Genomic DNA, 17,757 nt, shown 5'->3' with positions numbered 1-17,757 from the left:
TGATGGCTGAAATGGCCGTCCTCGGCATGAGAGAGGTTTTCATATCTGGTCCGATCACGTCCGGAGATGCTGATCGTTTCGTTCAATTTGCAGAATCGCACAAACTTGAAGCGGCAAGGATAGTGCTCGACTCTCCGGGGGGTTCCTTGCTTGAAGGTATCAAGCTGGGCCGCGCGATAAGGGAGAAGCGATTTTTCACGAGCGTAGGTGCTTTCGATGATCAGGGTACATCGTCGAATGCCATCTGCGCTAGCGCCTGTGCATACGCCTTTGCTGGTGGTGTGAGTCGCTTCCTTGATCGCTCGAGCGGCAGACTAGGTATTCACCAGTTCGAGAGGAGCGGCGGGCTCTCCCAGAGTGAGGCCCAGCTGATTAGCGCTATCGTGGTCTCTTACCTTAGAGACATGGGCGTGGACGCGAAAGCCTTCGTGATTGCGTCGGCGACAAGTGCCTCGGGAATTAGATGGCTGACGCCGTCGGAGGCCCAAGAACTCGGGCTTGTGAACAATGGCGTTCAGCCGACTTCCGCTGAAGTCCGGATCGTTCGGCTTCACCCGTACCTTCGGTTAAACCAAGACAAATCCAGCGGGACCATTCGGGCTCTTTTCACCTGTGGGAAAGGCACGCTCTTACTACAAGCGGGAATAGTGACCGATCCAGAGCAGAGTGCCCTCTTCGGCGATGCGAGATGGCAAAAGCGTTCATACTTAGAGATTGACGGGCGGGAGACTGCTGTCGTGAATGGACCGGCAGGTGCGAAACCGGAAGACAGTGCTGTATGGCTATTCCGGGTTCTGGATAGCAAGCAAGCAGCGGACCTATTAAAAGCGAGCGAGCTTGGAGTTTGGATCGACGGCTTCGGAGCAGTTCGTGCTGGTGGATCAATGGACCTCAAACCCGTCAGATCTGAGATAGCTGACTACTTCAAGCAGTGCCTTAGCAGCTACGTTCGTCGGTAGGACGCAGAACGCCTGTCGTTCGCCTTTGCACCTAGAATCAGCCCTTCCGACCTTACCGGGCAGCGCCGCTCAGGCCTGCGTTGGCCCTGAACGTCCACGATGCGTCGCATCCCGTTATAGCGGCTTGGCTGAACGAACGTCGACCATCCACCTACGCCGCGCCGAAAGCAGACTGTCGGATTTCCACCAATGCCAGACGTCGGAGAAGGCCTCCTTGGGCCATCTTGAGTAGCCGCGAAAGCAACCGCCCTGGCCTCGATGAGCTGATCTTTCGCTCGACTTCGTCGTCAAGCTGAGCATTGGTGCTGTCAGCGCCCCGAAGCTGGGCGCCTAGCCCCGACCGGCGAACCGGTGGGGCTGTCGATGGTGGGAGCAGCGCTTGGCTGCTCTGCACAGGGAGCCATCGACATGAACAAGACGACTTCGACAAAGTCTCGAGGCGGTAAACCACGCGGCAGCGTGCCACAGTCCGAGAGTGCAACGCGCAGCCACGCTTCCAACATTACTACCGCGAAGCCTAGCAAGCAGGCGAAGATCGTAGCGATGCTGGTCAGCGAGGCTGGAGCCACGCTGCCAGTCCTGGTTGAAGCGACCGGCTGGCAATCGCATACGGTGCGTGCCTCACTGACGGGCTTACGTAAGCGTGGATACGCAATCACCAGCGACAAGGTCGATGGTGTTCGCACTTACCGCGCGGTGGCGCCCGAATGAGCAGGAACCTCGACGCGAAGCTAGCGGCGCTCCAGCAAATGAGCGCCGTCGAACTCAGGGCCGAGTGGACTCGCCAGCTCAAGGCTGAGCCACCAAAAATCACTGCCGAGTTGATGCGCCTCGCAATCGGCTATCGGCTTCAGGAGCGCGCACTAGGCGGCTTGTCCGCCCGTTGCCGGAGGAAGCTACTCGCTCCAACTGGCCGAGGTGCGGCGCTGCCGGTCATGAAGCCAGGAACGCGTCTACTGCGAAGTTGGAATGGCCGGACGATCGAAGTGCTGGTCACTGATGAAGGCTACGAGCACGAAAACCGAAGCTATCGTTCGCTCAGCCAGATTGCGAGGGAGGTGACCGGGACCGCGTGGTCGGGCCCACGCTTCTTCGGTCTGAACGCCAATGCATGACGCCGGTAAAAGGGAGGGGGTGAGGAAGCTCCGTTGCGCCGTCTACACTCGTAAGTCGACCGAGGAGGGACTGGAGCAGGACTTCAATAGCCTCGATGCCCAATATGAAGCCTGCGCCGCCTACGTCAGCAGTCAGCGGCACGAGGGCTGGACGCTCGTAAGGGAGCGTTACGACGATGGTGGTTTCTCCGGGGGCACGCTTGAGCGGCCCGGATTGAAGCGACTGCTCGCCGACGTGGAAGCGCGAAAGGTTGATGTGATCGTCGTCTACAAAGTCGATCGACTTACTCGCGCTTTGTCTGACTTCGCTAGGATCGTGGATGTGCTGGACAGCAGAGACGCCTCGTTCGTGAGCATCACGCAGTCGTTCAACACGACCACAAGCATGGGTCGGCTTACGCTCAACGTTCTTCTCAGCTTTGCTCAATTCGAGCGAGAGGTCATTGCCGAGCGCGTCCGTGATAAGGTTGCGGCCTCCCGTCGCAAAGGCATTTGGATGGGTGGGAGCCCGCCGCTCGGGTACGAAGTTCAGGACCGCAAGCTGGTCGTGAACGATGTTGACGCTGCCACCGTGCGCCACATCTTCCGCCGTTATGTCGAGTTGGGATGCGGCAGCCTTTTGCTCGCCGAGCTTCGACGCGAAGAGATCAAGACCAAGGCACGCGCCGGCAGGGGAGGTGTCCACTTCGGGCGGGGCTCGATCTATTATCTGCTGACGAACCGTTCGTATTTAGGGGAAGCTCGCCACAAGACGAATTGGTACCCGGGCGAGCACAGCGCGATCATCGGACCGGAGCTCTGGGCGCAGGTCCAAGCAAAGCTTGTTGTTAATCGTGTGAGCCAAGCTCGCGAGAAAGCCAAAACGCGCCGAAGCGTCCTTGCGGGCATCCTATACGACCAAGACGGTCGCAGGATGGTCCCAAGCCACACGAAGAGGCGGGGCAGGGCGTACCGCTACTACGTCACAGATCAGAGCTTTGCTACGCCAGCGGCTCCGGCGTTGCGGGTGCCAGCGTGGGACGTGGAACAGGCGGTACTCTCGCGAGTGCGATCATTTCTCAGTTCAAACAGTGAGCTTAAGGCCAAGCTGGGGATCGAGTGCGCGAGCGAGCTCTCGCGGGTGGCCGCTTCGGCTGAGATTGCCGGAGGACGTCTTCAGGAGAACATCGGGCCGGAGAAACTGATTGGTCGCGTCGAGTTGACGGAAAGAAGCCTGACCATTGGTCTGCGTGGAGACTTGTTAGCCGACACTCTCAACCGACCTTCCGAATGCGCGGGTGAGCTCATCCTGTGGGCTAGGGTCTCTCGTGTGAGGCGAGGCAAGGAGATCAAGCTGGTACTCGGGGAGGGCGCCAAGCACACGGAGCCTCAGTCACAATTGCTTTCGGTTCTCAGAGAGGCTGCGGAAGCTAAACGACTTATCGACTCTTCCGCAGGAGTAAGTCTCTCCGCAATTGCCGCCAAGGCTGGTCGCTGCCGTGCGAACCTGGCAGCGCTCTACCGTATAGCCCACCTCTCGCCCGAGATCGTCGTCACCATACTCGACGCAGCCTGTCCTACTCACCTAACTAAGCGAGCTTTGCTTGCCGCCGATCTTCCGGCCAATTGGACAGAGCAACAGCGCTTGCTCTTCCGCAACTAAGCGCATCAGACTTGCGGTCACGAAATCGGCCACCTGAGATTTGCGTGCGAAAGGGCCCGCAACTCGCTCTTGAGCTCCGTCTCACGGCGGCAATCACGGAAAGGGCGCCTCCAGGTATCCGGGGTTTCCGGCGAGTTCCTGAGGCGCGAGGGTGCCGGCCTCGAAAAAGGAGAGGCGAGCAGGACTGGGTGGCGCGCCCGGTAGGGTTCGAACCTACGACCTCAAGCTTAGAAGGCTCGTGCTCTATCCAGCTGAGCTACGGGCGCGTGCAGGCGGACTTATCGCCTTGCGGGCGGTGGCGCTAGGCCGCGACGGCGGCGAACAGGCCTTCGAACAGGCGGCGGCCGTCGCGATTGCCGTGGGCCGTCTCGAGCGCACGCTCGGGGTGGGGCATCATGCCGAGCACGTTGCCGCCCTCGTTGACGATGCCGGCGATGTCGCGCGCCGAGCCGTTGGTCCGCTCGGCATAGCGGAAGGCGACGCGGCCTTCGCCTTCGAGCCGGTCGAGCGTCTCGGCATCGGCCTGGTAATTGCCGTCGTGGTGGGCGATCGGAACGGTGATTTCCTCGCCCGCCGCATAGCCGCTGGTGAACAGCGACTGGCTGTTGCCGACCGCCAGCTTCACCGGCCGGCAGATGTAGGCGAGCCCGGCGTTGCGCATCAGCGCGCCGGGCAGCAGCCCCGCCTCGGTCAGGATCTGGAAACCGTTGCAGACCCCGATGACGGTCACGCCGCGGGCGGCGGCGTCGGCCACCGCGCGCATCACCGGCGAGCGCGCCGCCATCGCGCCCGAGCGGAGATAGTCGCCGTAGGAAAAACCGCCGGGAACGCCGATCACGTCGAGGCCGTCGGGCAGGCTCGTCTCGCCATGCCAGACCAAGTCGGGCTCGCGCCCGCCGACCTCGCGGAAGGCGACCGCCAGATCGCGGTCGCAGTTCGAGCCGGGGAAAACGACGACCGCGCTACGCACCGGCGCCATCCATCGACTCGATGCGGAAATTCTCGATCACCGTGTTGGCGAGGAGCTTGCGGCACATCTCCTCGATCTGCGGGATCGAGGTACCGTCGGCGAGGTCAAGCTCGATCAGCTTGCCTGCGCGGACGTCATTGACCCCGTCGAAGCCGAGCCCCTGCAGCGCATGGTGGATGGCCTTGCCCTGCGGGTCGAGCACGCCGGACTTCAAGGTGACGAACACGCGCGCCTTCACGGTCTTTTCTCGCCGGCTGTTTACGGTGCTGCGCCTATGGCGGGGAGGGGCGCGACAGGCAAGCCTTGGCGGCTCAACACCGGCCAGCCCATTGACGCCATGCCGCCGCCGGATGCAGCATCGCCAAGCATGAGCGAGGCCGATCCCACCCCCAGCCTGCAGGGCGAAGACGAATACGTCTTTCCCAAGGACGTGCACGAATTCCTGCTCGCCGCCGACAGCGGGCAGATGGCCTTGAGCCAGATGGCCGACAACAAATCCTCGATGCTGATGGGCGCCAGCTTCGTGGTGTTCAGCCTGTCGATCAGCGACGTCGCGGCCGGCAAGGCCAGCCTGCCGTTGGTGCTGCTGACCGCCTTTTCCTTCATGGCGACGGTGCTCGGCATCCTTACCGTCCGTCCGGGCCCGCTGCGCAAGTGGAAGGTCACGCCCGAGACCGCCAACCTGCTCTATTTCGGCTCCTTCACCAACATCAGCCGGGCGGCCTATATCGAGCAGGCGATCAAGGTGATGAAGTCGGAGGAGGCGGTCTATCGGCACATCGCCGGCAGCGTCTACGACCACGGCTTCGTGCTTCGGAAGGAGAAGTATCGCTGGCTCTACTGGAGCTACACTTTCTTCCTGACCGGCCTGATCGTGACCGGGCTCGCGGTCGCCTACGAGCTGGTGATCAAGCGCTAGATCCAGCCCTGCGCGGCATACCAGGCGGCGGTGTCCGCAAGGCCGGTGGCGGCGTCGATCCGCGGTTCCCACAGTTCGCCCGGCGGCCGCTTCGCTGGATCCACCGCCCAGTCGGGATGGCAGAAATAGGCCGCGCGGTCCTGGGTCAGCTTGGCACCCTTGCCGCGCAGCAGCTGGTCGGCGCGCGCGCTGAGCTTGAGCAGCGGGGCAGGGATCGACAGGCTGAGCGGACGGCGCTCGACCGCCGCGCCGATCGCGCGGGCGAATTCCTTGTGGCTGTAGCCATGCGGCCGGCCGTCGTCGGGTTCATAAAGCACGCGGTGCGGCGCATCGGGATCGGCTAGCGCTAGCAGCAGCCGGGCGAGGTCGTCGGCATGGATGATCGACAGCCGACCCGCGGGCGGCAGCGGAACGAACCCGCTGCGCGCCGCCTTGAACAGGTCGAGCATCTCGGCATCGCCCGGGCCATAGACCGCAGGCGGCCGAACGATCGCCCAGTCGAGGCCGCTGTCCATCACGATCTGCTCGGCGCGCGCCTTGGACGCGCCATAGAGTGACAGCGTCGGCTCGCGCGCGGCGAGACTCGAGACATGGACGAAGCGGTGGACGCCCCCGGCGGTCGCCGCCGCCAGCATGTTGAGCGTACCGGTGACGTTGCCCGCGTCGAACTCGGCGCGGGTGCGTGCCTTGAGCACGCCGGCGACGTGGATCACCGCGTCGCATCCCTCGACCAGCCGCTGCAGCGTCTCGCGATGGTCGAGCGCGCCGACGATCCATTCGACCCCGCGCTCGTCCTCACGCGGCTGGCGTGTCAGCGCGCGGAGCTTGTGCCCGGCGGCGACCGCGAGGGCACGCAGACGCCCGCCGACGAAGCCAGTCCCCCCGGTGATCGCCAGCTTCACAGCGGCGACCAGGCCTTTTCGGTCGGCTCGTCGTTATCGTCGAGGTCGGCGTAGTCGGTCGCCTCCGATCCGCCGCTGAGCCGCTCGAGCAGCGTGTCGAGCACCTCGTCGACCCCGTCGCCGGTGGCGGCCGAGACCAGCAACGGCTCGCTCGCACCCGCCTTCTTGAGCGCCTTGCGGGCCTGCTTAATCTGCTCGGGCGTGGCGGCGTCGCTCTTGGTCAGGACCAATACCTCGGCCTTGTCGTCGAGATCGGCGCCATAGGCCTCTAGCTCGCCGCGGATCACGCGATAGGCGTCGGCGGGGTCGTCGCCCGCGGCGTCGATCAGGTGAAGCAGCACGCGTGTGCGCTCGACATGGCCGAGGAAGCGGTCGCCGATCCCGGCCCCCTCGGCCGCGCCTTCGATCAGCCCGGGAATGTCGGCGAGCACGAACTCGCGACCCTTGTGGCGGACGACGCCGAGCTGCGGGCGCAGCGTCGTGAACGGATAGTCGCCGACCTTGGCCATCGCGTTGGTGGTGCGGTTGAGGAAGGTCGACTTGCCCGCATTGGGAAGGCCGACCAGTCCGACGTCGGCGAGCAGCTTGAGGCGCAGCCACAGCCACAATTCCTCGCCGGCGATCCCCGGCTGGTGCTGGCGCGGCGCGCGGTTGGTCGAGGTCTTGTAGCTGGCGTTGCCGCGCCCGCCCATGCCGCCTTCGAGCAGCACGACCCGCTGGCCGAGCTCGGTCAGGTCGGCGATCACCGACCGGTCCTCGTCGTCCGCCAGCACCTGCGTCCCGACGGGCACCTTGATCACCAGGTCGGGGCCGCCGGCACCGGTGCGGTTGGAACCCGACCCACCCTTGCCGCGGGGGGCGCGGAAATGCTGGGTGTAGCGGAAGTCGATCAGCGTGTTGAGGCCGGCGACGGCTTCGAACACGATGTCGCCGCCCTTGCCGCCGTCGCCGCCGTCGGGACCGCCGAACTCGACAAACTTCTCGCGGCGGAAGCTGACGGCGCCGGGGCCGCCTGCGCCCGCGCGGACGTAGATCTTGGCTTGATCGAGAAAATGCATGGGCTCGCCCTACTCCGGGGCGGCGCAATGCGCCACCTCAGGCGAACAGGCGGGTCAACCCCCAGGCGCTGGTCGCGGTGAGGACGATCCCGACCATCACGAGCAGCCGATCGGCCGGAATCCGCTTGGCGAGCATCGCGCCGAGCGGCGCCGCGACCACCCCGCCGATCAGCAGGCCGACCGTGGCGTAGGTGAACGCCTCCCAGCCGAGCGCGGCGATGAAGGTCGCCGACACGGTCACGGTGACGAAGAATTCGGCGGTGTTGACGGTGCCGATGGTAGTTCGCGGCGCGGCGCCCTGGACCATCAGGTTGGAGGTGACGATCGGCCCCCAGCCGCCGCCGCCCGCCGCGTCGAGGAAGCCGCCGATGAGCCCCAGCGGCTCGACCACCCGCGGTTCCTTCTCGACGTGGCGGTGGGTGAGGCCGCGCCACAGCAAATAGAGACCGATCGCCGAGAGGTAGGCGAGAACGATTGGCCGCGCGGTGGAAGCGTCGATGTTGCTCAGCGCGTAGGCCCCAAGCATCCCGCCGATCACCCCCGGCACCACGATCCGCAGGAACAGCCGCCAATTGACGTTGCGATGGGCGACATGGCTCACCGCCGACACACCGGTGGTGAAGGTCTCCACCGTATGCACCCCCGCCGAGGCCATCGCCGGGGGCACGCCCATGCCGACCAGCAGGGTCGAGCTAATCACCCCATAGGCCATGCCGAGCGCGCCATCGATCAATTGCGCGGCGAAGCCGACCAGGATGAAGGGTAGGAGGACCGACGGGTCCGAGAGGAATTCCGGGATGGCCGGACCTTTCGCGTAACGGGCGCTCCGCCTCTGGCGCGCATTGCGTGCGCTCGCAAGGTGCCAAGGCGCGGGCGGGCGTCGGCACGGGCCGGACCGGCGCAGCGCGGAACAGCTTCGCGTAGGCGACTGGCAAAATGCCCGCTCGTTGCTTAAATTACGCGGGCACGAGGCAAGAGGCGCGACACGACTTGGCGTTCGGACTGATCGATTATCTGGATTCGGTGAAGACCCGCGATCCGGCGGCGCGCAGCCGCTGGGACGTGATTCTCTACCCCGGCGTGTGGGCGCTCGGGCTCCACCGGGTCGCGCACTGGCTGTGGATCGGGCGGCTCTACTGGCTGGCCCGGCTGGTCAACCATCTCAGCCGGTTCCTCACCAGCATCGACATCCATCCCGGCGCGACCATCGGCCGCAACTTCTTCATCGACCACGGTTTCACCGTGATCGGCGAGACCGCGCACATCGCCGACAACGTCACCATCTACCAGAACGTCACGCTCGGCGGGACCAACCCCTCGACCGGGGTCGGCGGCAAGCGCCACCCGACCCTGTGCGACAATGTCGTGATCGGCTCGGGCGCGCAGGTGCTGGGGCCGATCACCGTCGGCGAGGGCGGGCGGGTCGGCGCCAATGCCGTGGTCACCCGCGACGTGCTGCCGAGCACCACCGTAGTCGGCATCCCGGCGCGGCCGGTGCCGGTCGACCTCGTCCACTACAGCCCCGGTTTCGTCCCTTACGGCACGCCGTGCGGCGAGGACCTCGACCCGATGCGCACCCGCCTCGCCGAGATGGAGCAGGAATTGGCCGCGCTTCGCCGTGAATTGCAGGTGCTCAAGACCCGCAACCAGGATGCTCCCGAGGTGAAGGCTTCGTGAGCGTCGTCACGCCCTTTCCGGGGGCGTTTCCCCGGAAGGTCGTCGCCACCTTCGAACGCTTCGAGCTGCAGCGGATCATGGACCTCTACGGGCGGATGGTCGCGGCGGGCCACTGGCGCGACTATGCGATGGACTTCGCCCCCGACCTCGCCAGTTTCGCCGCCTTTCGCCGCACCGCCGAACGACCGGAAATCCGGATCGAAAAACGCCCCTCGCTTCGGGTGAAGCAAGGGGCGTGGGCCTTGATCAGCGAGCATGGCCAGGTGCTCCGGCGGGGCCACGAGCTCAAGCCCGTGCTGGCCCCGCTGGAGCGGCGCCTGATCAAGCTGGTCGAGGACTGAGCATCGCCGGGTCGATCACCGGCAGGTGGGCCCTCAAGCCGCCGGGCAGGCGGGTGACGATCGCCGCCCGCGCCTGGTGCCAGAAGGCCGACAGCAGCAGCAGCGCCGAGCCGATCACCAGTGCGGTCAGCGCGATGTTGAGGCTGACCGCGCCAAACCGCTCGAACAGGCTGTTGAGCGCGAACAGCACGTAGGCGAGCGCCGACACCAGCAACGCGCGGCGATCGATCGCCAGCGCCGCGATCCCGAGCAGGACGTAGATGGCGACCACCGTCAGCCCGCTGCCGATGCTCGCATCGCCATTGTTGAGGCCGAGCAGGGTGAACACCGGGTGGACGATCATCGGCGCCGCCAGCAGGTGGAGCCAGAAGGCGACGTCCGAGCGGCGGGTCACTCGCGTCGGGTCGGAGCTGTCCCAGCGCATGGCGTAGAGGAATACGCCGACGCCCAGGACCAGGATGGTCCCCAGCACGAGGTTCATCGTCTGCGGCGTGTCGCCGATCACCGAGGCGAGCAAGGCGACGACGATGCCCGAGACCGCGAGCGCGCCTGCCGCGACGGTGATCGGGACTCGGAACCGCTTCCAGTGCGCGAAGGCAGCGAGCGCGCCGGAGCCCGCAGCGGCCGCGCCGATCAGGCCGGCGACCAGCGTCTGCTGGTTCGCTTCTTGGTCGGGATGTCCGAACAGCATGATGAGCAGCGCCCCGACGCTCGCCGTCACCCCGAAGACGAAGGCGAGGAGGAGCAGGATCGAGGGCAGCGCCATCCGGCGCCTGGCGGTGAAGAAGGTGGCGAGGCCCCAGGCGGCGATCGCGACCAGCGCCGGCGCCAGCGGGGAGGGACCGTGCGTGTCGATGGCTAAGCCAAGGTTGGCGCCGATGCTCTGGCCGATGAAACCGACCGCGAACAGCAGGATCGCCGCGGCGATCGAGACGAAGATGTCGTTGAAGCCAGTGATCAGCCGGAACTGCTCATCGTCGACCGCGGTCGACTGGCGCGACTGGTCGAGAAAGCGGCGGAGCGAATCGGCCGACTCGGCGCTGATCGCACCGGCCGCTACCGCTTCATCGAGATCGATTTGCGAATACATGGTCACCTCCCTGTTGGCGCCCAGCCTACGGAAGGTGTCTTAGCTAGTCAATACAGCGATACGGTTTGCACCGGCGCCCCGTGGGGACGCCGGTGCTCACCCTGCCGATTTAGCGGCAATAATAGCGGTTGCCCGACCGGTTGCGGTCGATCGAGCGACCGAGCAGCGCACCCGCCGCGGCGCCGAGAATGGTGCCGGTGGCGCGATGGCCGTGGGTGTCGATCGCCCGGCCGACCAGCGCACCGCCGGCGGCGCCGATCAGCAGGCCGGTGGTGCCGTTCGACCGGCGACAGCGCGCCTGGCCACGGTCGTCATACCAGGTGCGACCTTGGTAATAATTCTGGTTGTAGCTCTGGTCCTGGTAATAGTGCGGGCGGGCCTCGGCCGGCGCGGCCATCACGGCCGGCAAAGTGATCGAGGCGGCGCTGAGCGCCATGAGCATGGTCCGCATGATGATTTCCCTTCGTGGTTGCGGTCGTTGAGACCGTTATGCTCCGCACAACATGAACCTCCCTCGTCGGGTCCGTTCATCTACCGCGGGAGTGCCTCAGTTAACGCTGACCGGAGCCGAAATAATAGGCGAACGGAGCCTTTCGCCGCCGCCTGACGTTGCCCGCTTCACCGATATGTCGCCGCGCGCCGCGGCCTTTGGGGAGCAAGCATGACCGAGGATACCACCCGCCACCGCATCGCCATCGTCGTCGGCTCGCTCCGCGAAGGGTCGCTCAACCGCAAGCTCGCGCGGGCAATCTGCGGCGCGGTGCCGCACAGCCTCGAATGCCGCATCCTCGAGATCGGCGATCTGCCGCTCTACGACCCCGACCTCGACCGCGAGCCACCGGCGCCGTGGGCGCGCTTTCGCAAGGAATTGGGCGACTGCGACGGCGTGCTGTTCGTCACCCCCGAATATAATCGCGGCATCCCCGGCGCGCTCAAGAATGCGATCGATGTCGGCTCGCGGCCCTATGGCCACAGCGCCTGGGCCAAGAAGCCCACCGCGGTCGTGACCGGGTCACCGGGCGGGCTCGGCGGATTCGGCTGCAACCACCAGTTGCGCCAGTGCTGCGTCTTCCTCGACATGCCCGTGATGCAGCAGCCCGAAGCCTACGTCGGCCAGCTCGCCGACGAGAAATTCAGCGACGACGGCACCATCACTGACGAAGGGCTGGCCAAGCTGGTCACCTCACTCGGCGAAGCCTTCGCCGCGTGGGTCCAGCTGATCCACGCCGGCCGCGCGGCGCTGCGGCCCGACCCGAGCGGCAACCAGGGCTGAGCCAATTAGAAAGCGAGTGGCCGTTCAAGGAGCTGACGGAAATCGTCCGGCGCATACAATCGGTAGATGGGCTTGCCGCCCTGGGCGCCGATGAACGCTATCCGGCCCTCTTTCGTCAGCCATATGCTCTGGACATCGTTGAGCTTCGTCGCGACCCATTGTTGGCGGCCGGTCGAGAAATGTCCCAGCAGGACGTCATACGTCGGCGGTCGCTCTTTCTCACTGGATGGGCGCCTCACGACCATCGCGTAGCTGTCGGCCGGCGTTTGACCTTTGGCTTGATCGGACGAAACGTCGTAGACATTGTCTTGCGAGGGAGCGTCGCCGAGGACGATCCACTGACGCACTTCGAAGTGCTCGTCGGGCAGCACCTTGCGGCTTTCACCGGTTGCCGTGTTGAGGATGAGCCGGTTGCGCTCAGTGCCCGCATCGCGAGAACCGAACGTTATGGAGCCGTAGGAATTTCCGCTATCTCTCTTCGGCATCACGGACATCGTGACGAATGCCGTCCCGCCCACACGTTCCACGTCCCCGAGGATTAAAGGCGGCACGTCCGGCTGACCGCTGTTCTTGACGACGCGATCCTCCGTCCGATCGATTCTCGGTCCGCAGCCCGCGAGCACGAAGCAAAGCAGGAGAAAGTAAGCCTTCACTGCCATGAACTCCCGAGAGGTCAAAGACGCGGCAACGTCACCCCGCGCTGGCCCATATATTTGCCGGCGCGGTCGGCGTAGGTCACCTCGCACGGGCTGTCGCCCTTGAGGAACAGGAACTGGCAGGCGCCCTCGTCGGCGTAGATTTTGGCCGGGAGCGGGGTGGTGTTGCTGAACTCCAGCGTCACATGCCCCTCCCAGCCGGGCTCAAGCGGGGTCACGTTCACGATGATCCCGCACCGCGCATAGGTCGATTTGCCGAGGCAGATCACCAGCACGTCCTTGGGCACCCGGAAATATTCCACCGTCCGCGCCAGCGCGAAGCTGTTGGGCGGGATGATGCAGACCTTGGTCTGGCGGTCGACGAAGCTGTTGCCCGCGAAGTCCTTGGGGTCGACCAGCGCATTGTCGACGTTGGTGAAGATCTTGAACTCGTCGGCCACCCGCGCGTCATAGCCATAGCTCGACAGCCCATAGCTGATGCAGCCGTCACGCCGCTGCGCCTCGACGAACGGCTCGATCATGCCGTGGTCCTGGGCCTGGCGGCGGATCCAATGGTCGGGGAGGATGCTCATGAGGGCATGGGTTAGCGAGCGAAACTCTCCCCGTCACCCCGGCGGTTGCTGAGCGGACGCGGCTCGGCGCGCCCAACCGTTGGTCGCGTCGGCTGTGGCGGAAATGCGCCAGTTTCCCGTAATCCCCCTTATCCACAGCTTGGCCGCAACCGGCCCATGTGCCTAAGGACCGCGCATGGCCGAAATCCTGAGACATCCCGGCGCCGGCACCGACGCGCCGCAGCCGCCCAGCCTGCCCCAGAACATCGAGGCCGAGGCCGCGCTGCTGGGCGCGATGATGCTCGACAACCGGCTCGTCGAGGACGTGCAGTTGAAGCTGCGTGCCGACCATTTCTTCGAGCCGCTGCATGGCCGCATCTATGATGGCATCCTCCGCCTGACCGACCGCAACATGGTCGCCAATCCGGTCACTTTGCGCCCGCTGTTCGAGGCCGATGAGGCGATGAAGGAAGTTGGCGGCCCCGGCTACCTCGCCCAGCTCACCGGCTCAGGCGCGGCGATCATCGGCGCGCGCGATTTCGCCCAGCAGATATACGATCTCGCCCTGCTCCGCAGCCTGATCTCGGTCGGCCGCGAGATGGTCGAGGTGGCGCTCGACACCAGCGAGGACGTGGTGCCGCTCGACCAGATCGAGCGCGCCGAGACCGAGCTCTACAAGGTCGCCGAGCAGGGCGGCGGCGAGGGCAAGGTCAAGGCGTTCGCCGAGGCTTCCACCGTCGCGCTGCGGACGGTCGAAAAGGCGCTCCAGTCGGGTGGCCACCTGTCGGGCATCACCACCGGACTCGAGAGCCTCAACGCCAAGATCGGCGGCATGCACCCGAGCGATCTGATGATCCTCGCCGGGCGTCCGGGCATGGGGAAGACCTCGCTCGCGACCAACATCGCCTTCGCCGCGGCGCAGCGCTGGCTGCGCGACCAGGAAGACGGGATCGAGCCGGCCAAGTCGGTGGGGGCGCCGACCGCCTTCTTCAGCCTCGAAATGAGCGCGGACCAGCTCGCCACCCGCGTGCTTGCCGAGCAGTCGGGGATCAGCTCCGAAAACCTCCGCATGGGCAAGATCAGCACGGCCGAGTTCCACAAGCTCGCCCGCGCCGCCGCCGAACTCCAATCGCTGCCGCTCTACATCGACGACACCCCCGGCCTTACCATCGCCGCGCTGCGCGCCCGTGCCCGCCGGCTTAAGCGCCAGAAGGGCATCGGCTTCGTGGTCGTCGACTATCTCCAGTTGCTGTCGGGCACCGGGCGCGGCGGCAACGACAATCGCGTCCAGGAAATCTCCGAAATCAGCCGGGGCTTGAAGCAACTCGCCAAGGAACTGGACGTGCCCGTGCTCGCGCTGTCGCAGCTCAGCCGTGCGGTGGAGCAGCGCGAGGACAAGCGCCCGCAGCTGTCGGACCTGCGCGAATCGGGCTCGATCGAGCAGGACGCCGACATGGTCTGGTTCGTCTACCGCGAGGATTATTACCTCAACGCCAAGGAGCCCAAGATCCCGGTCGACGGCGACGACCCCAAGATCTTCGAGGCGCATGACGAGTGGAAGCGCAGTATCGAGCGGGTGTGGGGCCTCGCCGAGGTGATCGTCGCCAAGCAGCGCCACGGCTCGACCGGTAAGGTACGGATGAAGTTCGACAGCCGCGTCACGCGGTTCAGCGACCTTCCCGAGGACCAGCATCTGGCCGACATGAACGACTAAAGGCCCAGGGCGGGGCAGGCGGGCCGGGGCGGACGCGCTTCGGCCCGCCCCAGAAAATCAGCGATCCGCGATGATGTCGCGAAGGCCTTGGGCGATGCTGGCGCGGGCGATTTCCGCCTCGCTGCTGGTCACCGGATAGGCGCAATAGTCCGCTGCGTAGAAGGCGCTCGGGCGGTGGTTGCCCGACAGCCCGACGCCGCCGAACGGGGCGTTCGAGGGGGCGCCGTTGGTCGGCTTGTTCCAGTTGATGACGCCCGCGCGGACGGCGGACCAGAAGTGCTCAAATTGCTTGGGCGAGCCGCCGATCAGGCTCGCGGCGAGGCCGAAGCGGGTGTTGTTGGCCTCGGCGATCGCGGCCTCGAAATCGGGCACGCGGACGACCTGCAGGACCGGGCCGAACAGTTCCTCGTCGGGGCGGCCCTGGACGTTGGTGACGTCGATAACCGCGGGGGTAAGGAAAGGGCGGTCGGCCTGGGGACGGTCGAGCCGGCGGATCACCTTGCCGCCCTTGATCATCAATCCGACGAACTGTTCCTGGAGGAGGTCGGCGGCGTGGTTGTCGATCACCGGGCCCATGAACGGGACGGGGTCGGCGTGGGGGTGGTCGACGATGATCCGGTCGACCAGCTTGAGGACCGCGGCGAGGAGGGCGTCGGCCTGCTGCTCGGCGACCACCAGCCGCCGTGCGGCGGTGCAGCGCTGGCCCGCCGAGAGGAAGGCCGACTGGACCACCATCGCCGCGGCGGAGTCGAGGTCCTTGGCGTTCCACACCACCAGCGGATTGTTGCCGCCGAGCTCGAGCGCGAGGATCTTGTGCGGCGTGTCGGCGAACTGGCGGTGGAGCGCCTGGCCGGCGCGGGCCGAGCCGGTGAACAGGAGGCCGTCGATCCCCTCCTCGGCGGCGAGCGCGCGGCCCTGCTCGGGCCCGCCGATCACCAGCCGCGCGACGGCTTCGGGGACGCCCGCTTCGTGGAAAAAGTCGATCAGCCGGGCGCCCACCGCGGGGGTCTTTTCCGACGGCTTGAACACCACCGCATTGCCGGCGAGCAGGGCTGGCACGAGGTGGCCGTTAGGGAGGTGCGCCGGGAAATTGTAGGGGCCGAGCACCGCCAGCACGCCGTGGGGCTTGTGGCGCACCGCGACCTTGGCGCCGAGCGCACCTTCGGAGCGGCGGTTGGAGGTTCGCTCGGCGTAGGCGGTGATCGAGATGTCGACCTTGTTGACGACCGATTGCACCTCGGTCGCGGCTTCCCACAGGGGCTTGCCGGTCTCGCGGGCGATTAAGTCGGCGAAACCGTCGGCGTTGGTCCTGACCACATTGGCGAAGCGGCGGAGGGTTTCGCTACGGTAACCGACTGATTTGGCGGCCCATTCGGGCCAGGCCTCGCGGGCGATGGCCACCTCTTGCGCGGGGTCGCCGAGGGGGCCGGACCAGAGTTCGGCGCCGGTCGCCGGTTCGTGCGAAATCAGCAGGTCAGTCATGCGCCGCCCGTGTCGAGCATGGCTGGCGCACGGTCAAGCATCGGCCCGAAAAGCGGCTCCCATCCGCCAAATGGCGGAAAGCTTTCCGCCAAATGCCAACCAATCGTCGGCCTCCGCGATCGGCGCCCAGATCGCCTCGACCTCGTCGATCAATAGCGAACAGGGTTGGTCGTCCTGCCAATAGGGATGAGTGACCGGGCGGACCCGGGTTTCCAACTGGCGGCGGAGGTCGGGGTCGGCGAGGGCGGCGAGGCGGCCGGCGCGGGCGTCGAAAAAGAAGCGGTCGATTCCGATTTGCTGGCGGCCGAGCTCGGCGATGACTTGGCGGACGAGGGCGCGGTCCTGGTCGGGGTCGGTGGGGGCGAGCCCCAAGCGCTTGAGGATCGCGGCGACCAGGGCCTGGTGAAAGCGCTCGCCCCAGCCCTGGAGCAGGTCGGACAGCGGCGGGGCGTCGGCGATGAGGGCGAGGCAGCCGGCGAGCTGGGCGAGGTTCCACTGGATCGCCTCGGGCTGGCGGCCGAAGGCGTAGAGGCCGGCGTGGTCGAAGTAGGCCGCAGTGAACTGCGGGTCCCAGGTCGGCGCGAAGCGCCACGGGCCGTAGTCGAAGCTCTCGCCGGTGACGTTGATGTTGTCGGTGTTGAGGACGCCGTGGACGAAGCCGGCGGCGAGATAGCTCGCGGCCAATTCGGCGGTGGCCTGGGCGACGCGGTCGAGCAGGCGCACCGGACCGGCGTCGGGATCGTCGTCGAAGAGATGTTCGAGGCAGTAGCGGGTCAGCTTGGCGAGGTTGGCGGTGTCTTCGAAGTAAGCGAGCCGCTGGAAGGTGCCGATGCGGATGTGCGAGTGGCTGAGGCGGGTGAGCACCGCCGAGCGCGTGGGCGAGGGCTCGTCGTTGCGAACGAGGTCCTCGCCGGTCTCGAACATGGCGAAGCTGCGGCTGGTTCGGACGCCGAGCGCTTCGAGCATCTCGGTCGCGAGGATTTCACGGACCGCGCCCTTGAGGGTCAGCCGGCCGTCGGCGGTGCGGCTCCAGGGGGTCTGCCCGCTGCCCTTGGTGGCGAGGTCGAGCAGGCGGTTCCGGTCGTCGCGGAGCTGGGCGAAGAGGAAGCCGCGGCCGTCGCCGAGGTCGGGGTTGTAATGGCGGAACTGGTGGCCGTGGTAGCGTAGCGCGAGCGGCTCGGGGAGATTGTCGGGCAGCGGCTCGAAACGGTGGAAATGGCGCGCCCAGTCGACGTCCTCCAGCCCGACCTCGGCGGCGGCGCGGCGGTTGACGAAGCGCTCGGTCGCCGCCGGGAAGCGCGCGGGGGTGACCGGATCGTAGAAGTCGGATCCCAGCTCGAGGATGCGGGGGTCGGGCCGATAGGCTTGCGTTCGGGTCATATGGTCCGGATAGGGGGCGGAGGAATCA

General features: G+C 66.2%; 20 protein-coding genes and 1 tRNA gene. 9 read left to right on the top strand and 12 right to left on the bottom strand.

Annotated elements, in window-relative coordinates; genetic code table 11:
* Positions 1–2 precede the first annotated feature (2 nt).
* The 4 genes from GCU42_RS05365 to GCU42_RS05350 all read left to right on the top strand — a co-directional run bounded on the left by GCU42_RS05365 (position 3) and on the right by GCU42_RS05350 (position 3,716).
* On the top strand, positions 3–959 hold the full coding sequence (locus GCU42_RS05365; RefSeq protein WP_152569454.1) for a COG3904 family protein: 957 nt from the start codon (positions 3–5) through the stop codon (positions 957–959).
* Between the two features lie 408 nt (positions 960–1,367).
* Positions 1,368–1,670, top strand: a complete 303-nt coding sequence (locus GCU42_RS05360; protein ID WP_162789139.1) for a DUF3489 domain-containing protein — start codon at positions 1,368–1,370, stop codon at positions 1,668–1,670.
* Positions 1,667–2,074 (top strand): DUF2924 domain-containing protein, encoded by a 408-nt coding sequence (locus GCU42_RS05355; RefSeq protein ID WP_114226578.1) that lies wholly within the window; start codon positions 1,667–1,669, stop codon positions 2,072–2,074. The genes GCU42_RS05360 and GCU42_RS05355 overlap by 4 nt, the downstream gene beginning before the upstream one ends.
* Positions 2,075–2,093: 19 nt before the next feature.
* The gene (locus GCU42_RS05350; RefSeq protein ID WP_162789138.1) at positions 2,094–3,716 is read left to right on the top strand and encodes a recombinase family protein; all 1,623 of its coding nucleotides are present in this window, start codon (positions 2,094–2,096) and stop codon (positions 3,714–3,716) included.
* A 189-nt stretch (positions 3,717–3,905) separates the two neighbouring features.
* Here the strand turns inward: GCU42_RS05350 and GCU42_RS05345 are convergent.
* The 3 genes from GCU42_RS05345 to purS form a co-directional block, all read right to left on the bottom strand.
* A tRNA-Arg gene (locus tag GCU42_RS05345) sits at positions 3,906–3,982 on the bottom strand.
* Between the two features lie 35 nt (positions 3,983–4,017).
* Positions 4,018–4,686, bottom strand: coding sequence for a phosphoribosylformylglycinamidine synthase subunit PurQ (gene purQ / locus GCU42_RS05340; protein WP_114227735.1), 669 nt, complete (start codon positions 4,684–4,686; stop codon positions 4,018–4,020).
* A complete protein-coding gene (gene purS, locus GCU42_RS05335; RefSeq protein WP_114226576.1) occupies positions 4,679–4,924 on the bottom strand; it encodes a phosphoribosylformylglycinamidine synthase subunit PurS in 246 nt (81 codons plus the stop codon). Before purS ends, purQ begins: the two co-directional genes overlap by 8 nt.
* A 129-nt stretch (positions 4,925–5,053) precedes the next feature.
* On the opposite strand from purS, the gene GCU42_RS05330 reads away from it, so the two are divergent.
* Positions 5,054–5,605 carry a Pycsar system effector family protein gene (locus GCU42_RS05330; RefSeq protein ID WP_114226575.1) on the top strand — a complete coding sequence of 184 codons (552 nt, stop codon included), beginning with the start codon at positions 5,054–5,056 and terminating at the stop codon, positions 5,603–5,605.
* On the opposite strand, the gene GCU42_RS05325 is transcribed toward GCU42_RS05330, so the two are convergent.
* The 3 genes from GCU42_RS05325 to GCU42_RS05315 are packed head-to-tail and all read right to left on the bottom strand — an operon-like array spanning position 5,602 to position 8,277.
* A complete protein-coding gene (locus GCU42_RS05325; protein WP_114226574.1) occupies positions 5,602–6,507 on the bottom strand; it encodes an NAD-dependent epimerase/dehydratase family protein in 906 nt (301 codons plus the stop codon). The genes GCU42_RS05330 and GCU42_RS05325 overlap by 4 nt on opposite strands.
* Positions 6,504–7,565 (bottom strand): GTPase ObgE, encoded by a 1,062-nt coding sequence (gene obgE, locus GCU42_RS05320; RefSeq protein WP_114226573.1) that lies wholly within the window; start codon positions 7,563–7,565, stop codon positions 6,504–6,506. The genes GCU42_RS05325 and obgE overlap by 4 nt, the downstream gene beginning before the upstream one ends.
* A 37-nt stretch (positions 7,566–7,602) precedes the next feature.
* Complete coding sequence (locus tag GCU42_RS05315) at positions 7,603–8,277, bottom strand: sulfite exporter TauE/SafE family protein (RefSeq protein WP_240309447.1); 675 nt, start codon at positions 8,275–8,277, stop codon at positions 7,603–7,605.
* A gap of 278 nt (positions 8,278–8,555) precedes the next feature.
* On the opposite strand from GCU42_RS05315, the gene epsC reads away from it, so the two are divergent.
* Positions 8,556–9,242, top strand: coding sequence for a serine O-acetyltransferase EpsC (gene epsC / locus GCU42_RS05310; RefSeq protein WP_205214932.1), 687 nt, complete (start codon positions 8,556–8,558; stop codon positions 9,240–9,242).
* Positions 9,239–9,583, top strand: coding sequence for a DUF2794 domain-containing protein (locus GCU42_RS05305; RefSeq protein WP_114226570.1), 345 nt, complete (start codon positions 9,239–9,241; stop codon positions 9,581–9,583). The genes epsC and GCU42_RS05305 overlap by 4 nt, the downstream gene beginning before the upstream one ends.
* Here GCU42_RS05305 and GCU42_RS05300 read toward each other — a convergent pair.
* Both GCU42_RS05300 and GCU42_RS05295 read right to left on the bottom strand, forming a co-directional pair.
* Entirely contained in the window at positions 9,564–10,673 is a 1,110-nt protein-coding gene (locus GCU42_RS05300; protein ID WP_114226569.1) for a hypothetical protein, read from the bottom strand. The two genes, GCU42_RS05305 and GCU42_RS05300, sit on opposite strands and share 20 nt — an antisense overlap.
* A 109-nt stretch (positions 10,674–10,782) precedes the next feature.
* Positions 10,783–11,124 (bottom strand): glycine zipper 2TM domain-containing protein, encoded by a 342-nt coding sequence (locus GCU42_RS05295; protein ID WP_114226568.1) that lies wholly within the window; start codon positions 11,122–11,124, stop codon positions 10,783–10,785.
* Between the two features lie 210 nt (positions 11,125–11,334).
* Here GCU42_RS05295 and GCU42_RS05290 point away from each other — a divergent pair, with 210 nt between their 5' ends.
* On the top strand, positions 11,335–11,946 hold the full coding sequence (locus tag GCU42_RS05290) for an NADPH-dependent FMN reductase (RefSeq protein ID WP_114226567.1): 612 nt from the start codon (positions 11,335–11,337) through the stop codon (positions 11,944–11,946).
* Positions 11,947–11,951: 5 nt separating this feature from the next.
* On the opposite strand, the gene GCU42_RS05285 is transcribed toward GCU42_RS05290, so the two are convergent.
* Positions 11,952–12,605: a hypothetical protein gene (locus tag GCU42_RS05285; protein WP_114226566.1), complete on the bottom strand. Its 654-nt coding sequence runs from the start codon at positions 12,603–12,605 to the stop codon at positions 11,952–11,954.
* 14 nt (positions 12,606–12,619) lie between these two features.
* Complete coding sequence (gene dcd, locus GCU42_RS05280) at positions 12,620–13,174, bottom strand: dCTP deaminase (protein WP_114226565.1); 555 nt, start codon at positions 13,172–13,174, stop codon at positions 12,620–12,622.
* A gap of 175 nt (positions 13,175–13,349) precedes the next feature.
* On the opposite strand from dcd, the gene GCU42_RS05275 reads away from it, so the two are divergent.
* Positions 13,350–14,867, top strand: a complete 1,518-nt coding sequence (locus GCU42_RS05275; protein WP_114226564.1) for a replicative DNA helicase — start codon at positions 13,350–13,352, stop codon at positions 14,865–14,867.
* A 57-nt stretch (positions 14,868–14,924) separates the two neighbouring features.
* On the opposite strand, the gene astD is transcribed toward GCU42_RS05275, so the two are convergent.
* Together astD and GCU42_RS05265 are read right to left on the bottom strand one after the other, a co-directional pair.
* On the bottom strand, positions 14,925–16,349 hold the full coding sequence (gene astD, locus GCU42_RS05270) for a succinylglutamate-semialdehyde dehydrogenase (protein ID WP_114226563.1): 1,425 nt from the start codon (positions 16,347–16,349) through the stop codon (positions 14,925–14,927).
* Between the two features lie 33 nt (positions 16,350–16,382).
* On the bottom strand, positions 16,383–17,729 hold the full coding sequence (locus GCU42_RS05265) for a protein adenylyltransferase SelO family protein (protein ID WP_114226562.1): 1,347 nt from the start codon (positions 17,727–17,729) through the stop codon (positions 16,383–16,385).
* Positions 17,730–17,757 lie beyond the last annotated feature (28 nt).

The organism is Sphingomonas ginsengisoli An et al. 2013, from assembly GCF_009363895.1.
In the GTDB taxonomy this organism is placed as follows: Bacteria; Pseudomonadota; Alphaproteobacteria; order Sphingomonadales; family Sphingomonadaceae; genus Sphingomicrobium; species Sphingomicrobium ginsengisoli.
This window is presented reverse-complemented; position numbering and strand designations above follow the sequence as displayed.

What these genes read in the sequence shown, in the direction of transcription:
- GCU42_RS05365 (WP_152569454.1), top strand. Translation starts at nt 3, where the DNA reads ATGGCTGAAATGGCCGTCCTCGGCATGAGAGAGGTTTTCATATCTGGT.
- GCU42_RS05360 (WP_162789139.1), top strand. Translation starts at nt 1,368, where the DNA reads ATGAACAAGACGACTTCGACAAAGTCTCGAGGCGGTAAACCACGCGGC.
- GCU42_RS05355 (WP_114226578.1), top strand. Translation starts at nt 1,667, where the DNA reads ATGAGCAGGAACCTCGACGCGAAGCTAGCGGCGCTCCAGCAAATGAGC.
- GCU42_RS05330 (WP_114226575.1), top strand. Translation starts at nt 5,054, where the DNA reads ATGAGCGAGGCCGATCCCACCCCCAGCCTGCAGGGCGAAGACGAATAC.
- obgE (WP_114226573.1), bottom strand. Translation starts at nt 7,565, where the DNA reads ATGCATTTTCTCGATCAAGCCAAGATCTACGTCCGCGCGGGCGCAGGC.
- GCU42_RS05315 (WP_240309447.1), bottom strand. Translation starts at nt 8,277, where the DNA reads ATGGCCTATGGGGTGATTAGCTCGACCCTGCTGGTCGGCATGGGCGTG.
- GCU42_RS05300 (WP_114226569.1), bottom strand. Translation starts at nt 10,673, where the DNA reads ATGTATTCGCAAATCGATCTCGATGAAGCGGTAGCGGCCGGTGCGATC.
- GCU42_RS05295 (WP_114226568.1), bottom strand. Translation starts at nt 11,124, where the DNA reads ATGCGGACCATGCTCATGGCGCTCAGCGCCGCCTCGATCACTTTGCCG.
- GCU42_RS05290 (WP_114226567.1), top strand. Translation starts at nt 11,335, where the DNA reads ATGACCGAGGATACCACCCGCCACCGCATCGCCATCGTCGTCGGCTCG.
- GCU42_RS05285 (WP_114226566.1), bottom strand. Translation starts at nt 12,605, where the DNA reads ATGGCAGTGAAGGCTTACTTTCTCCTGCTTTGCTTCGTGCTCGCGGGC.
- dcd (WP_114226565.1), bottom strand. Translation starts at nt 13,174, where the DNA reads ATGAGCATCCTCCCCGACCATTGGATCCGCCGCCAGGCCCAGGACCAC.
- GCU42_RS05275 (WP_114226564.1), top strand. Translation starts at nt 13,350, where the DNA reads ATGGCCGAAATCCTGAGACATCCCGGCGCCGGCACCGACGCGCCGCAG.
- astD (WP_114226563.1), bottom strand. Translation starts at nt 16,349, where the DNA reads ATGACTGACCTGCTGATTTCGCACGAACCGGCGACCGGCGCCGAACTC.
- GCU42_RS05265 (WP_114226562.1), bottom strand. Translation starts at nt 17,729, where the DNA reads ATGACCCGAACGCAAGCCTATCGGCCCGACCCCCGCATCCTCGAGCTG.